Raw genomic sequence first — 16,172 nt, 5'->3', positions numbered from 1 at the left:
ACGCTCCTATAATTGCTAGTTTACACATTTTAGTGAAAAGCTAAAAGTAATTTGCTTTCTCTATATGCTAGATGAGATAATTTGAAAAAGAGTGAATGAGTATTCATTTTTTCCTTGGTATATCAACGTTTATGGAGAAAAATTTAGAATTTTATAGAAATAAATGTTAAAAAACGTTGCTAAAACTGACGAAATAATCTACACTAAGAACAGAAAAGCTGTTTCGAGTTTTTTTTTCGGTTAAAAATGAATGGCTATTCATTATGATGAAGAAGAGTGGAGAAGGGGGAAATTCTCGTGACTTACAAAATTCAAAAAGCAGCCGTATTAGGCTCAGGGGTTATGGGTTCAGGTATTGCCGCTCACTTAGCTAATATCGGTATCCCAACATTATTGCTAGATATCGTACCAAGGGAGCTAACTACAGAAGAGCAAGCAAAAGGGTTAACGCTTGAAAGTCCTGCCGTACGCAATCGATTTGTAAACGGTGCAGTGCAAAAATTATTAAAGCAAAAACCAGCACCGCTCGCTTCTAAGAAAAACTTAGCGTTAATTACGCCAGGTAACTTTGAAGACGACTTTGACAAATTAAAAGATGTAGATTGGATTATTGAAGTTATCGTAGAAAACCTTGAGATTAAAAAAGGCCTAATGGAAAAAATTGATGCGGTACGTACGCCAGGCACAATTATAAGTTCGAATACGTCAGGCGTCAGCATTAATGAGATGGCGGAAGGGCGCTCAGCCGATTTTAAAAAGCATTTCCTTGGCACACACTTTTTCAACCCGCCACGTTATTTAAAGCTATTAGAGGTCATTCCTTCTACTACTACTGCGCCAGAAGTAGTAGAATTTATGCAAGTGTTCGGTGAAGATGTGCTTGGTAAAGGCGTCGTAATTGCAAAAGATACACCAAACTTCATTGCCAATCGTATCGGTACGTACGGCTTAATTTTGACGATGAAGGAAATGCAAGAACGTGGCTACTCCGTTGGGGAAGTGGATTCGGTAACAGGTCCACTTATTGGGCGACCATCATCTGCGACATTCCGTACACTTGATGTTGTAGGATTAGATACATTTGCGCATGTAGCGAAAAATGTTTATGACCATACAACAGGTGAAGAACAGACGGTGTTTGCTGAAGATCCAACATTAAAGAAAATGATTGCAAATGGTTGGCTTGGTGCAAAATCAGGTCAAGGTTTCTTCTTAAAACAAGGAAAAGAGATTAAAGAGTTAAATTTAGATACATTTGAATATGAGCCAGTGAAAAAGCTAAAAACGCCTTCTATTGAAATGGCAAAACAAGCACGTGGTCTTGCCAATAAAGTGAAAACATTAGTGTACGCCAAAGACCGTACTGGTGAACTATTATGGAATATTTTTGCACCAACATTACTTTACTCAGCGCAACTGACAGGTGAAATTGCGGATGATATTGTTGCGATTGATAATGCAATGAAATGGGGCTTCGGTTGGGCGCAAGGTCCATTCGAAATGTGGGATGCAATTGGTGTCAAACAATCTGTTGGAAAAATGAAAGAAGAAGGGCGTGACATTCCAGCGTTTGTTCAAGGCTTACTCGACAAAGGCTTGGAAACATTCTACTCAGAAATTGATCATGAGCTAGCTTACTACAACGGTACGGAATACGTAAAAGTGCCCGTAAACGAGAAAGCCATTGATTTAAAACGTTATAAGAAAAAACACGGTGTTATTAAATCAAATGCTGGAGCTAGCTTAATAGACTTACAAGATGGTGTGCTTTTATTAGAGTTCCATTCACAATCAAATGCCATTGGCTTAGACATTATTCAAATGTTAAACACGGCGATTGATGAATTGGAAAACAACGCAGCTTATAAAGGGCTTGTCATTGGTAACCAAGGCAAGAACTTCTGTGTAGGGGCCAATCTTGGCATGATCTTAATGGAAGCGCAAGATGATAATATTTTTGAACTTGATTTTGTCATTGGGGCATTCCAAAAAGCGATGCGTCGTATTAAGTACGCCTCAAAACCAGTTGTAGCAGCACCGTTCCAAATGACACTTGGCGGTGGAGCAGAAGTTTGCTTACCGGCAGCACATATTCAAGCTTCAGCAGAGACGTATATCGGTTTAGTAGAAGTAGGAGTTGGGGTCATTCCAGGTGGTGCAGGGAACTTAGGACTTTACGAAAAGTTCCTAAAAGGTTTACCAAATGGTGTAGATATCGATTTACAAGCAGTGATCAACAAAGTGTTTGAGACAATTGCGATGGCGAAAGTATCGACATCTGGTGAAGAAGCACGGGAAAATAACTTCTTAGATTTTGCAGACGGCGTATCGGTTAACCCAGATCACTTAATCTATGATGCGAAACAAGCAGCTATTGCCCTTTACGATGCAGGATACAAAGCACCTGTGAAGAAGAAAGTGAAAGTGGTCGGGGCATCGGGCTATGCAACATTACTGCTAGGGGCACAAGGAATGTTCGATTCGGGCTATATTAGCGAATACGATTTATCCATTGCGAAAAAATTAGCATTTGTTCTTGCAGGTGGTTTAGTACCATATGGAACAGAGGTTGAGGAAGAGTATATTTTAAACTTAGAGAAGCAAGCATTCTTGGAGTTAGTACAGCAACCGAAAACACAGCAACGTATGCAGCATATGCTTGTAAAGGGGAAACCGCTTCGTAACTAATTTACGAGTTTAATAGAAAATGATGAATAGCATGAAGCTAAACAAGGGGGAGACATCATTATGCGTGAAGCCGTAATTGTAGCAGGTGCACGGACGCCTATTGGGAAAGCGAAAAAAGGTTCACTTGCAACGATGCGTCCAGATGATTTCGGTAGCATTGTTGTAAAGGAAACATTAAAACGAGCAGGCTATGAAGGTCCGATTGATGATTTGATTATGGGCTGTGCTATGCCTGAAGCAGAGCAAGGGATGAACGTAGCACGTTTAGTCGGTGCGTTAGCAGGGTTACCTGATACGACACCAGCGATTACAGTAAATCGCTTTTGTTCATCAGGGTTACAATCTATTGCATATGCAGCAGAACGTGTTATGTTAGGCCACTCAAAAGCGATTATCGCAGGTGGTACAGAATCGATGAGTATGATTCCAATGACAGGGAATACGGTACGTCTGAATCCAACATTAGCAGAAACAGCCCCTCAGTACTATATGGGCATGGGGCATACAGCAGAAGAAGTAGCACGGCGTTATGAAGTAAGCCGTGAAGACCAAGATGCTTTTGCTGTTCGTTCACATGAGCTGGCTGAAAAAGCGATTAAAGAAGGAAAATTCAAAGATGAAATCGTACCGATTGAAGTCACACAGCACTTCGTTGGGAAAGATCATAAACCTGCAACACGTACCTTTACGTTTGATACAGATGAAGGGGTGCGTCCGAATACAACCGTTGAAGGGTTAGGGAAACTTCGCCCAGCATTCAATATTAAAGGGTCTGTAACGGCAGGAAATGCTTCACAAACTTCTGATGGTGCTGCAGCGGTGCTTGTGATGGACCGTGAAGAAGCAGAGACACAAGGATTAAAACCGATGGCGAAATTTTTAGGATTCGCTGTTGGCGGTGTACCACCAGAAGTCATGGGGATTGGACCAATTGAGGCGGTACCGAGAGCGTTGAAAATTGCCGGTCTTACACAAGATCAAATCGACCTGTGGGAAATCAACGAAGCATTTGCTTCACAGTCTATCCAAGTGGTGCGTCACTTAGGAATTGATATGGATAAAGTGAATGTAAATGGTGGTGCGATTGCGCTTGGTCACCCACTTGGTGCAACAGGAGCGATTTTGACACTCAAGCTGCTTCACGAGTTAAAACGCCAAGAGAAGAAATACGGCGTCGTCACAATGTGTATCGGTGGCGGTATGGGTGCAGCTGGTGTATTTGAAGTCCTTTAATTTCTAGAAACAGCTTTTGGAAAGTTTATTCTCTTTGCCTCCGAGTAAACTTTCCGAGCTTTTCTATACACAAAATATGAATAACCATTCAGTTTTTGCTTTATTGTAGGGGAAGAAAATGAAATGACTATGAGGAGGAAATGGATATGAAATTAACAACAAACATCATTAAAGGCGGCGGCTTTTTAATCGAGGACGTAGATATCAATCGTGTCATTACACCAGAGGATTTCACAGATGAGCAAAAAATGATTGCGCAAACAACAGCTGACTATGTAGAAAATGAAGTGTTACCAGTAGTAGAAAACTTAGAAAACCACGAGTTTGAGCATTCAGTACGTTTATTGAAAACGGCAGGTGAATTAGGATTACTCGCTGCGGATGTACCTGAAGAATATGAGGGGCTTGGCTTAGATAAAATTTCTTCAGCGTTAATCGCTGAAAAAATGGCTGTGGCTGGTGGCTTTTCTATTACGCACGGTGCACACGTAGGTATCGGTTCTTTACCAATCGTATTATTCGGTAACGACGAACAAAAGTCAAAATACTTGCCGAAATTAGCTTCTGGTGAGTTAATTGCTGCGTATGCGTTAACAGAGCCAGGTTCGGGTTCAGATGCATTAGGTGCAAAAACAACGGCGAAATTAAACGAAGCAGGAACACACTATGTATTAAATGGTGAAAAACAATGGATTACAAACGCAGGCTTTGCGGATGTATTCGTTGTGTACGCTAAAATCGATGGTGAAAAATTCACTGCGTTTATCGTAGAGAGAGCATTCCCAGGCGTTTCTGTAGGGGCGGAAGAGAAGAAGATGGGCATTAAATCATCCTCTACTCGTACATTGATTTTAGAAGATGCACAAGTACCAGTAGAAAACGTACTTGGTGAAGTGGGTCGTGGTCACGTCATTGCATTCAACATTTTAAACATCGGTCGTTATAAGCTTGGTATAGGGACTGTAGGTGGATCGAAGCGTGCACTGGAGCTTGCTATTCAATATACGAACCAACGTCAACAATTTAAAACGCCAATTTCTAGCTTCAACTTAACGAAAGAAAAATTAGCGACAATGGCAGCACATTTATATGCTTCAGAGTCATTAAATTATCGTACAGTAGGGTACTTCGAAGATACACTGAGCCAGCTATCAGAAGAAGAGCAAAAAAATGGAGCAGCCATTGCAGCAGCTGTGGCTGAGTATGCAATCGAATGTTCAATCGCTAAAGTATTTGGCACGGAAACATTGGATTATATCGCGGACGAAGCGGTACAATTACACGGCGGTTATGGCTTTATGGCAGAATATGAAGTAGAGCGTATTTACCGTGATTCTCGTATTAATCGTATTTTCGAAGGGACAAACGAAATTAACCGTATGATCGTACCAGGCACATTTATGAAGAAAGCATTAAAAGGGGAGTTACCACTTCTTCAAGTAGCGCAAAATCTACAAAGTGAATTGCTCATGATGATGCCAGAAGAGCTTGAAGATGCACCGTTAGCACAAGAAAAATATCTTGTGAAGAACGCGAAGAAAATCGCAGTTCTTGCAGCAGGTACAGCGGCGCAGGCGTTCGGTGCAAAATTAGATCAAGAGCAAGAGCTGCTTGTCAACATTGCCAACATTGCCAACCAATTATATGCGATGGAATCAGCAGTCATCCGTACACAAAAAGCCATTGAGCGTGATGGTGCAGAAAAAGCAGCCCAAAAAATTCTTTACACACAAATCTTCTGTCAAGAAGCGTTTGCTATTATTGAAGCAGAAGCAAAGGATACATTACTTGCTTCAGTAGAGGGCGATAATGGTCGCATGATGTTGTCAGCTCTTCGTAAATTAACACGTAACAATCCTTACAACTTAATTCCGAAAAAACGCGAAGCAGCAGCAAAACTGATTGCAGCTGAAAAATACGTCGTTTAATGTTAAAAAATCCGGATGCGACAGCATTCGGATTTTTTATATTAATAGTTTACAATCCTTTTTGTCGTTCTTTGTTATGTATGAATATGATGATAGAGAGGGGACATCTTTTATGGTGGTGAGGCATATTATTTAGTCTTTTTTTAGCATTTTGCTAGGAAATCTTATACAATAGAAGAGAAGATAACAATAAAAGGAGCTACATACATGCCACTGAAATTTATTCAATATCCAAAATGTACGACATGTAAAAAGGCGCAAAAATGGCTAGAAGAAAACAATATCGCTTACGAATCTGTACACATTGTTGAACAAACGCCAACACAGCAACAATTAACAGAGCTCTATAAGAAAAGTGGTCTGCCACTAAAGAAGTTTTTCAATACGTCAGGTAACAAGTATAAAGAACTAGGCTTAAAGGATAAATTAGCAAATATGTCCGAAGAAGAGCAATTAGCTTTGCTTGCATCTGATGGGATGCTCATTAAACGCCCCATTGTGACAGATGGTGAAAAGGTGACGCTTGGTTTCAAGGAGTCTGACTTCTCAGAAACGTGGAAATAGGCTGAATACAACCTTGTTTTTACTAATGAAATATGTCAAACTGAAAGAGATTTATACATTTTGTTGGAGGGATTTTCATGAGTATTCCTAAAGATTTACGCTACACAAAAGAACACGAATGGGTAAAAATCGAAGGCAATAAAGTACGCGTTGGTATTACGGATTTTGCACAAAACGAACTTGGTGATATTGTATTCGTTGAGCTACCAGAAGTAGGCGATACAGTAACAATTAACGAACCGTTCGGTAGTGTAGAGTCAGTAAAAACAGTTTCTGAATTATATTCACCAGTATCTGGTACAGTAGTAGAAGCAAACGACGAATTATCAGATAACCCAGAATTCGTTAATGAATCTCCATACGAAAATGCTTGGATGATTGTAGTTGAACTTTCAAATGAAGCAGAAGTGGAAGAACTATTAACTGCCGAAGCATACGAAGAGTTTATTTCTGAATAATACAAAGAAGCGCCTGAATCTAGTATGGATTTTGGCGTTTTTTTCAACGTAGGGGGAGAATTGAATGATTGAAAAGTGTATAATCGTAGAAGGTCGCTCTGATAAATTAAAAATTACACCCCTTCTTGCTGAGCAAGTATTGATTTTGTGTACAAATGGCACGATAGACGAAGAAGCATTAATCGATTTACTTGAACCATACGAAGATATTGAGATATTTACCTTTTTTGATCGCGATAAATCAGGGGATTATTTAAGAAAAATTATGCGCCGAACATATAGCGAGGCTGTGCAACTTGAATTACCTGTGCCGTTTAATGGTGTAGCAGAGGCACCAAGTAGTGTCGTGCGTGATATTTTACAAGCGGCTAAATTCAAAGTGAAATAGGATGAGCAGATGGAAGACTGGACAAAAGAACAGTGGCAGGAAATCATAAACGAAAAAGAGATGGCCGCTTTTTATTTATATACACCGATGTGCGGTACATGTGCTGTTGCATCTAAAATGTTAAATGTAGTGGAAGAGTTACTGCCCACATTACCCCTTGGTAAAGCAAATTTAAATTATATGGAAGACCTAGCGTATGACTATGAAATTGAAAGTGTGCCGTGTTTAGTAATCGTTAAAAACGGTAAAATTGCCCAAAAGGTGTACGCGTTTCAATCCGTACTAAATTTGTATGAAATGTTAAAAAACAATTGACGGACAATTAACAGTCATGGTACATTTACATGCATAAAATAAATTTTATAACGTTACTCTTATAAAGAGCGGTGGAGGGAAGTGCCCTATGAAGCCCGGCAACCATCACAATTGTGAAAAGGTGCCAAGTCACTCAAAGTTTTGCTTTGAAAGATGAGAGAACGGTTAACGTATAAATTGTGCGAAAACCTTTCTGCTTGTCTATATTAGTAGGAAGGTTTTTTCGTGTAGAAGGAGTTTATTATGATTGAGTTAAGTAATATAACAAAGGTTTACAAGACGAAAAACGGTGAACTAAAAGCTGTTGACAATGTAAACTTAGCGATTGAGAAAGGCGAAATATACGGTATTATTGGCTATAGTGGTGCTGGTAAAAGTACAATGATTCGCCTGTTAAATGGTTTAGAAAAGCCAACAACAGGTTCGGTAGTGGTGAATGGTGAAGAGATCTCGGCGATTTCGGGCAATAAGCTACGTGCAGCGCGTCAAAAAATTAGTATGATTTTCCAACATTTTAATCTCCTTTGGTCGCGTACAGTGGAAGAAAATATTGCGTTTCCATTAGAAATTGCAGGTGTACCAAAGGCTGAGCGCGCAAAGCGTGTAGCAGAGTTAATCGAGTTAGTTGGTCTTGCAGGGCGTGACAAAGCGTATCCTTCACAACTATCAGGTGGTCAAAAGCAACGTGTCGGCATTGCACGAGCGCTTGCAAACAATCCAGAAGTATTGCTTTGTGATGAAGCGACATCTGCACTTGATCCAGAAACAACGGATTCGATTTTAGAGCTATTATTAGATATTAATAAGCGACTTGGTTTAACAATTGTATTGATTACACACGAAATGCATGTTATTCGCAAAATTTGTCATCGTGTCGCTGTCATGGAAGCTGGAAAGGTAGTAGAGGCAGGCGAAGTATTACATGTCTTCCAAAACCCGCAAGCGCCAATTACAAAAAAATTCGTTTCACAAGTATCTGGTACAAGCGAAACAAAAGAATCGATTGAGCAAATTTTAACAAATTACCCTACAGGGAAGCTTGTGAAAGTGACATTTGTTGGACAAGCAACAGAACAGCCGATCATTTCGCAAGTCATTAAAGAATACGGCGTCGATGTAAATATTGTACATGGTTCGATTTCACATACAACAAGTGGTCCATACGGGACATTAATCGTTCATATTGATGGTACAGAAGAGCAAGTGCAACAAGCACTAAACATATTATCGCAGCATGAAATTCAGACGGAGGTGATTGAACATGCTTAGTCAATTATTTCCGAATGTAAACTGGGAAACGATGTATGAGGCAACATACCAAACGATTTACATGACAGCCATTTCAACCGTTATTACGCTTATTTTAGGTTTAGCCATTGGGATTTTATTGTTTTTAACGAGTCCGAATCAAATGTGGGCAAATAAAATCGTTCATTTTTTAACGGGATCACTTGTAAATATTTTCCGTTCGATTCCGTTTATCGTCTTGATTATTTTATTAATTCCATTTACAAAGTTTTTAGTCGGTACAATTCGTGGCACTAATGCAGCACTTCCTGCATTAATCATTGGGGCTGCACCGTTTTACGCACGTATGGTATTAATCGCATTACGCGAAATTGATAAAGGCGTTATTGAAGCGGCTCGTTCAATGGGGGCTAAAACATCCACGATTATTTTTAAAGTGCTTATTCCAGAAAGTTTACCGGCCCTTATTTCAGGGATTACCGTAACAGCTGTTGCGCTTGTTGGTTACACAGCGATGGCAGGGATTATCGGAGCAGGCGGTTTAGGGAACTTAGCCTTTATCGAAGGGTTCCAGCGTAGTCGTGATGATGTAGTGTTGATGTCAACGATTATTATTTTAGTAATTGTATTTGTGATCCAGTGGATTGGCGATGCGATTACAGCACGTACAGACAAACGATAAGGTAGTATCGGCGATAGCCGTTTTTATAAAAAGACATATAAGATAAAGAAAAGGGGTTTCAACACATGAAGAAGTATTTATCATTATTAGCAGTACCATCATTAGCACTTGCATTAGGAGCTTGTGGCTCTGATGAAGAAAAACCAACAAATGATACAGCAGCAAATGAGGCGGGGGAAACAGCAGAAGATACAAAAATTGTTGTGGGTGCTTCAAACGGTTTACATGAACTAATTTTAAAAGAAGCAGAGCCAATTTTAGAAGCAGAGGGTATCGATTTAGAGGTTAAGCCATACCAAGATTATATTATGCCAAACCAAGATTTAGAGTCTGGTGATCTTGATGCGAACTATTTCCAACATATCCCTTATTTAGAGCTTGAAATTGCAGAAAAGGGCTATGATTTCGTAAATGCGGGTGGGATTCATATTGAGCCAATCGGTATCTACTCTCAAAAATATAAATCATTAGACGAGCTACCAGATGGTGCTACAATTATCATCTCAAACTCAGTATCTGACCAAGGTCGTATTCTTCAATTATTAGAAGCACAAGGATTAATCACACTAAAAGATGGTATCGACAAAACAGCTGCAACGATTGATGATATTGTAGACAATCCGAAAAAATTAGTAATTGATGCAAGCTCTGCACCTGAATTATTAGTAACATACTATGAAGAAGGTGAAGGAGATGCGGTAGTTATCAACTCTAACTTTGCAATCGATGCTGGAATTAATCCACTTGAAGATTCAATCGCAATCGAAGGTTCTGAGTCTCCATATGTAAATGTCATCGCAGTTCGTAGTGAAGACAAAGACAGTGAAGCAATTGCTCGCTTAGTAGAAGTATTACATTCTGAACCAATTCAAGAATTCATTCTTGAAGAGTGGGGCGGCGCTGTCGTACCTGTATCAAAATAATAAATCAATTGATCCCGAGGTGAACATCAACCTCGGGATTTTTTTGTCGTAAATTGCGTTTTTCTAAGCAGGGTTCGCCAATATTCCCCAGGAAATCCTCAGTAAGAAGGGCGCTTTTGAAAAGGTATTTTGAGTAGAGAATTATTAAGAAGTGTAGGGGGATTCGGAAAGTTTTTACTTTCCCAATCCCCCTACTGCCCACATTATTGAAATTGTGTTAAGCGAGAGAAGAAGTTTGTAACAAATTGTAGAAATACTTGTTCAGATGGAGCGAGTTCTCGGTTCGTTGGGGAAATGACACCAACTGTACGACGGATTACAGGTAATGCGATTGGAACTTTTACGGTCAAGCGTGGTGTCGAGTCAGATAAGGAGCTTTCAGGTAATAACGTCACTCCGATACCTGCCGCCACTAACCCTTTCAATGCATCCATATCTTCTCCTTCAGATGTAATCTTTGGGACAAAGCCGGCTGATTTACATGCTTCCACAGCTACTTTATGCAAAATATACCCTTCTGGGAATAAAACGAAATTTTCGTTACGTAAATCTACTAAGTTAAGACGCTCGTTTTTGGCAAGTGGATGATTTGCTGGTAATAGTGCATGGATATTCTCACTAAACAGAATGGTGGGCGTAATCGCTTCATCTTTCGGAGGAAGCGGTCCTAAAAAAGCTAAATTTAATTCTCGATTTTTCACAGCCTCGATTAAAAATTTATACGAACCTTGTCGTAAATGAAAAGATACATGGGGATATTCCTTTTTAAAGGCAGAAATAACCGTTGGTAATACATAACTTGCTAAACTTGTCGGGAAACCGATTTTGATTGTGCCTTTTGCTGGATCTAAGTATTCTTCCACTTGCTTTGCAGCAAAGTCAATTGCCTTTAACGCGGTAATTGCATGTTCTAAAAAAATTTTACCAATTGGTGTTAATTTAACATTGCGCCCAATTCGTTCGAAAAGCGGTGTTCCTAGTTCATCTTCTAAGTTTGCAATTTGTCGGCTAATCGCTGACTGTGCTACGTGAAGATATTCTGCTGCTTCAGAAATATGTTCTCGCTCAGCTACCTCTACAAAGTAGCGTAATTGCCTTAATTCCAACGCTTTCACCTCATTTATCGAAATATTAGATTGATTCCATCCAAACTATATATTGTTTATATTATTTCGGAAACTTTAAAATGTAAATACGTTAGTGAAAGATTTGGGGGGAATTTATTATGACTTTTCATCAATATCCACAACCACAGGGCCTTTATTCGCCAGAATTTGAACATGATGCGTGCGGTATTGGGATGTACGCAAATTTTAAAGGGAAGCCATCACATGATATCGTAAAAAACGGTTTAGAAATGTTATGTCGCTTAGAGCACCGTGCCGGACGTGGTGGAGACGGAAAAACAGGTGACGGAGCAGGGATTATGGTACAAATCCCTCACGCCTTTTTTAAATATAACTGTCCAGATTTATATTTACCGGAAAAAGGGGATTATGCAGTAGGACAATTATTTTTTACAGAAAAAGAGCAAGAACGTATGGCGATTGAAGAAAAAATGAATGAGCTGATCGCACAAGAAGGTCAAAGTTTAATTGGCTGGCGCTGGGCTCCAACAAATAAACAAAACTTAAGTGCTATTGCCAAATCTTCTGCCCCCGTTGTACGTCAGGTATTTATACGTAATAAGGTAGGAGAACGTTTAGCATTTGAACGTAAATTATATGTCATCCGTAAACAGTTAGAGCACTGGGCAGAGGCGCAGGGCTATGAGTTATATATGCCAAGTTTGTCAAGTGAGACAATGGTCTTTAAGGGCTTACTTGCGCCAGAGGAAGTAAGTGACTTCTATCAAGATTTGCAAGATCCTAGTTTTGTATCGGCTTTTGCTCTTGTTCACTCCCGTTATTCTACCAATACATTCCCTTCTTGGAAACGTGCACATCCAAATCGTTATATTATTCATAATGGTGAAATTAATACACTACGCGGTAATATTAACTGGATGCGTGCACGTGAGCAACAGTTTGTATCGGAAGCATTCGGTGAAGATTTACAAAAAATCTTGCCAATCATTGATACAACAGGGTCTGATTCATCGATGTTGGATAATGCATTTGAGTTTTTTGTATTAGCAGGTCGTACACCCGCACATGCAGCGATGATGTTAATTCCAGAGCCATGGACAGAAAACCCACGTCTGGAGAAAGACCGTAAAGCATTCTATCAATATCATGCGAGTTTAATGGAGCCATGGGATGGTCCGACAGCCATTTGTTTTACTGATGGTAAACAAATCGGTGCCATTTTAGATCGAAATGGATTACGTCCAGGGCGTTTATATGTAACAAAAGACGACCATGTTATTTTTTCTTCTGAAACAGGCGTTGTCGATGTACCAGAAGAAGAGGTTATATTAAAAGACCGTTTAAGCCCAGGTCGTATGCTGTTAATTGACCTTGAGCAAGGCAAAATCATTTCAGATGATGAGCTAAAGGCAGAAATGGTCGCAAAAGAGCCCTATCAACAATGGCTTGAAGATAATATGTTGAAACTGAAAACTGAAAAAGAGCAGCCAGTCGTGCTGAATGATTTAACGCTGCGTCAAAAAATTTACGGCTACACATTTGAAGATGTGCAAAAATATATTGTTCCGTTAGCAAAAGACGGAAAAGACCCACTTGGTTCGATGGGCAATGATACACCACTGGCTGTGTTATCCGATCGTCCACAATCATTATTTCATTACTTCAAGCAATTATTTGCGCAAGTAACAAATCCACCGATTGACTCGATTCGGGAGCATGTTGTGACGTCCACAATGACCCTACTTGGCAAGGAAGGAAATCTACTTCACCCAAGTGCAGAAAATGCACGACGTATCATTTTAGACACACCCATCTTAACAAATAGTGAGTATAAACAATTAGTAGAAAACAAAGAGAATGACTTCCAATCGGCGACTATCTCGCTTCAATATACAGAAAATATCGAAAATGAACTGAATCGTATACGACAAGAAGCTGTTCAAGCAATTACAGCAGGTAAAACGTTATTAATGCTTTGTGATCATGTTGACAATCCAGCTATACCGACTGTACCAGTATTATTAGCAGTGAGTAGCTTGCATCAATTTTTAGTGCGGGAAGGTTTGCGAACGAAAGTAAGCCTTATTGTTAATAGCGCGGAAGCACGTGAAGTGCATCATTTTGCTGCATTAATCGGCTTTGGCGTGGATGCCATTCATCCGTATTTAGCTTATGCGACAATCGCAGAGGCTATTGAAAAAGGACATTTAACACTGGATTACCAAACAGCGGTGAAAAAGTTCCGCAAAGGTGGTGCAGACGGTGTTGTCAAAGTCATGTCGAAAATGGGCATTTCGACAGTACAGTCTTACCGTGGTGCACAAGTATTTGAAGCGGTTGGTATTGGAAAAGAAGTAATCGAGGAGCATTTTACAGGAACAGCGTCGCAAATTGACGGGATCGACTTAGCCACAATCGGTGAAGAGGCAAAACGTCGCCATACAAGTGCTGTACAATCATTGCGAGCAGAGTTAGAATCCGGCTCTGACTTCCAGTGGCGAGCAGACGGAGAACATCATGCGTTTAATCCAAAAACAATTCATACACTGCAATGGGCAACACGTAAAAATGATTACGGTTTATATCGTATGTTCGCAGAAATGGCAAATGAAGAACGCATCGGCTTCTTACGTAATTTATTTGACTTTAAAAAAGCGGAGAAAAAAGTACCTTTAGAAGAAGTAGAGTCAGTAGAATCGATTGTCAAACGCTTTAAATCAGGGGCGATGTCATTTGGTTCTTTATCAAAAGAGGCGCATGAGACACTTGCCATTGCGATGAATCGTTTAGGTGCTCGTTCAAACTCTGGTGAAGGTGGAGAAGATCCAACACGCTTCACACAAGAAGAAAACGGGGATAGCAAACGATCTGCTATTAAACAAATCGCATCAGGTCGCTTCGGTGTAAAATCGCATTATTTAGTCAATGCAGATGAGCTGCAGATTAAGATGGCACAGGGCGCTAAACCAGGTGAAGGTGGGCAATTACCAGGGAACAAAGTGTATCCATGGGTGGCAGAAGTGCGCGGTTCAACACCGGGTGTAGGCTTAATTTCACCACCACCGCATCACGATATTTACTCGATTGAGGATATGGCGGAGCTGATTCATGATTTAAAAAATGCTAACCGCTTTGCCCGTATTTCCGTAAAGTTAGTTGCGAAGGCAGGGGTCGGAACGATTGCTGCTGGTGTAGCAAAAGGGGCAGCAGATGTCATTGTAATCTCTGGTTATGATGGTGGTACGGGGGCTTCTCCGAAAACATCGATTAAGCATACAGGTCTACCATGGGAGCTTGGTCTGGCAGAAGCGCATCAAACACTCATGTTAAACGGTCTTCGTGATCGCGTCATTTTAGAAACAGATGGAAAGTTAATGACAGGGAAAGATGTCGTGATGGCGGCGTTATTAGGAGCAGAGGAATTTGGTTTTGCAACAGCACCATTAATCGTTTTAGGCTGTGTCATGATGCGTGTGTGTCATTTAGACACTTGCCCAGTAGGGGTGGCGACACAAAACCCAGAACTTCGCGCCAAATTCATGGGCAGTGCCGACCACATAGTGAATTATATGCGCTTTTTAGCAGAAGAAATGCGTGAATATATGTCGATTTTAGGTTTCCGTACAGTAGAAGAAATGGTTGGTCGAACGGATGTATTAACGATTTCAGAACGTACAAAGCAGCATTGGAAAGCGAGTCAGCTAGATTTATCAGCCCTTCTTTATCAAGTACAAGGTACACGTACAAAACAACGTGAGCAAAATCATGGAATTGAGCAAAGCTTCGATATGGTGCACTTATTACCGCAGCTTGAACAAGCGATTGCTGAAAAACGGAAAATGGAGTTACAATTCCCGATTAAAAATACAGATCGTGTCATGGGCACAATCATTGGGAGTGAAATTTCACGTAAGTACGGCGAACAAGGATTACCAGACAATACAATCCATTTAAAATTCAACGGTCGTGCGGGTCAAAGCTTCGGTGCCTTTATTCCACGTGGTATGACAATGACAGTTGTTGGAGATGTCAATGACTACTTCGGTAAAGGTTTATCCGGTGGGAAAGTAGTAGCTGCTTCACCAATAAAAGGTCATTATGAGAAAAATGTGATTGCTGGTAATGTATGTTTATATGGTGCGACAAGCGGTCAGGCATTTATGAACGGACGTGCTGGACATCGATTCGCTGTCCGTAACTCAGGGGCAAATATTGTCGTTGAAGGGATCGGAGATCATGGCTGTGAGTACATGACAGGCGGAAAAATTATCATCTTAGGTGACGTTGGTCAAAACTTTGGTGCTGGGATGTCAGGTGGTATTGCCTATGTGTTACCGACAAATGAAGCAGCATTCAAAGCACAATGTAATATGGAAATGATTGAATTTGCAAAGCTAGAAGAAAAAGCAGAAATGGAAGCTGTTCGTACAATGATTATTCAGCATTTAGAGCATACAGATAGCTCACTAGCACTGGATGTATTAGCGAAGTGGGAGCAAATGGTGCCGAAATTTGTGAAAGTTGTACCGACAGACTACAAGAAAATGCTTGATAAAATCGAATTCCACAAGTTACAAGGGTTAACAGAGGAAAATGCAGCGATGCAAGCATTTGTAGAAACAACTGGCAACAAGGAGCTTGCCATTTCTAAATAAGA

At 40.3% G+C, this 16,172-nt stretch carries 12 protein-coding genes and 1 riboswitch; of the genes, 11 read left to right on the top strand and 1 reads right to left on the bottom strand.

Annotated features, from left to right (window positions below; translation table 11 throughout):
* Positions 1-297 precede the first annotated feature (297 nt).
* The 10 genes from AC3II9_RS03335 (at position 298) to AC3II9_RS03290 (ending at position 10,427) form a co-directional block, all read left to right on the top strand.
* Entirely contained in the window at positions 298-2,688 is a 2,391-nt protein-coding gene (locus tag AC3II9_RS03335) for a 3-hydroxyacyl-CoA dehydrogenase/enoyl-CoA hydratase family protein (RefSeq protein WP_489153107.1), read from the top strand.
* A 60-nt stretch (positions 2,689-2,748) separates the two neighbouring features.
* A complete protein-coding gene (locus tag AC3II9_RS03330; protein WP_489153105.1) occupies positions 2,749-3,921 on the top strand; it encodes an acetyl-CoA C-acetyltransferase in 1,173 nt (390 codons plus the stop codon).
* A 146-nt stretch (positions 3,922-4,067) separates the two neighbouring features.
* A complete protein-coding gene (locus AC3II9_RS03325; RefSeq protein WP_489153103.1) occupies positions 4,068-5,849 on the top strand; it encodes an acyl-CoA dehydrogenase FadE in 1,782 nt (593 codons plus the stop codon).
* 207 nt (positions 5,850-6,056) lie between these two features.
* Positions 6,057-6,413, top strand: coding sequence for an arsenate reductase family protein (locus AC3II9_RS03320; protein ID WP_489153101.1), 357 nt, complete (start codon positions 6,057-6,059; stop codon positions 6,411-6,413).
* A gap of 77 nt (positions 6,414-6,490) precedes the next feature.
* Positions 6,491-6,871: a glycine cleavage system protein GcvH gene (gcvH, locus tag AC3II9_RS03315; protein ID WP_391373312.1), complete on the top strand. Its 381-nt coding sequence runs from the start codon at positions 6,491-6,493 to the stop codon at positions 6,869-6,871.
* Between the two features lie 64 nt (positions 6,872-6,935).
* On the top strand, positions 6,936-7,259 hold the full coding sequence (locus AC3II9_RS03310) for a toprim domain-containing protein (protein ID WP_431027715.1): 324 nt from the start codon (positions 6,936-6,938) through the stop codon (positions 7,257-7,259).
* Positions 7,260-7,268: 9 nt separating this feature from the next.
* Positions 7,269-7,574 (top strand): thioredoxin family protein, encoded by a 306-nt coding sequence (locus AC3II9_RS03305; protein ID WP_489153099.1) that lies wholly within the window; start codon positions 7,269-7,271, stop codon positions 7,572-7,574.
* Between the two features lie 56 nt (positions 7,575-7,630).
* Positions 7,631-7,734, top strand: a riboswitch (SAM riboswitch).
* An 83-nt stretch (positions 7,735-7,817) separates the two neighbouring features.
* Positions 7,818-8,843 carry a methionine ABC transporter ATP-binding protein gene (locus AC3II9_RS03300; protein ID WP_489153097.1) on the top strand — a complete coding sequence of 342 codons (1,026 nt, stop codon included), beginning with the start codon at positions 7,818-7,820 and terminating at the stop codon, positions 8,841-8,843.
* Positions 8,836-9,504 carry a methionine ABC transporter permease gene (locus AC3II9_RS03295; RefSeq protein ID WP_489153096.1) on the top strand — a complete coding sequence of 223 codons (669 nt, stop codon included), beginning with the start codon at positions 8,836-8,838 and terminating at the stop codon, positions 9,502-9,504. The genes AC3II9_RS03300 and AC3II9_RS03295 overlap by 8 nt, the downstream gene beginning before the upstream one ends.
* 65 nt (positions 9,505-9,569) lie before the next feature.
* Positions 9,570-10,427 (top strand): MetQ/NlpA family ABC transporter substrate-binding protein, encoded by an 858-nt coding sequence (locus tag AC3II9_RS03290; protein ID WP_489153094.1) that lies wholly within the window; start codon positions 9,570-9,572, stop codon positions 10,425-10,427.
* Between the two features lie 203 nt (positions 10,428-10,630).
* Here AC3II9_RS03290 and gltC read toward each other — a convergent pair whose 3' ends face one another.
* The gene (gene gltC / locus AC3II9_RS03285; protein WP_489153092.1) at positions 10,631-11,533 is read right to left on the bottom strand and encodes a glutamate biosynthesis transcriptional regulator GltC; all 903 of its coding nucleotides are present in this window, start codon (positions 11,531-11,533) and stop codon (positions 10,631-10,633) included.
* Between the two features lie 119 nt (positions 11,534-11,652).
* Here gltC and gltB point away from each other — a divergent pair, with 119 nt between their 5' ends.
* A complete protein-coding gene (gene gltB / locus AC3II9_RS03280) occupies positions 11,653-16,170 on the top strand; it encodes a glutamate synthase large subunit (protein WP_489153091.1) in 4,518 nt (1,505 codons plus the stop codon).
* Positions 16,171-16,172 lie beyond the last annotated feature (2 nt).

This window comes from Lysinibacillus sp. RU7 (assembly GCF_057837305.1).
Note: the sequence above shows the minus strand (reverse complement) of the source record. Positions and strands in the feature narration are given on the sequence as shown.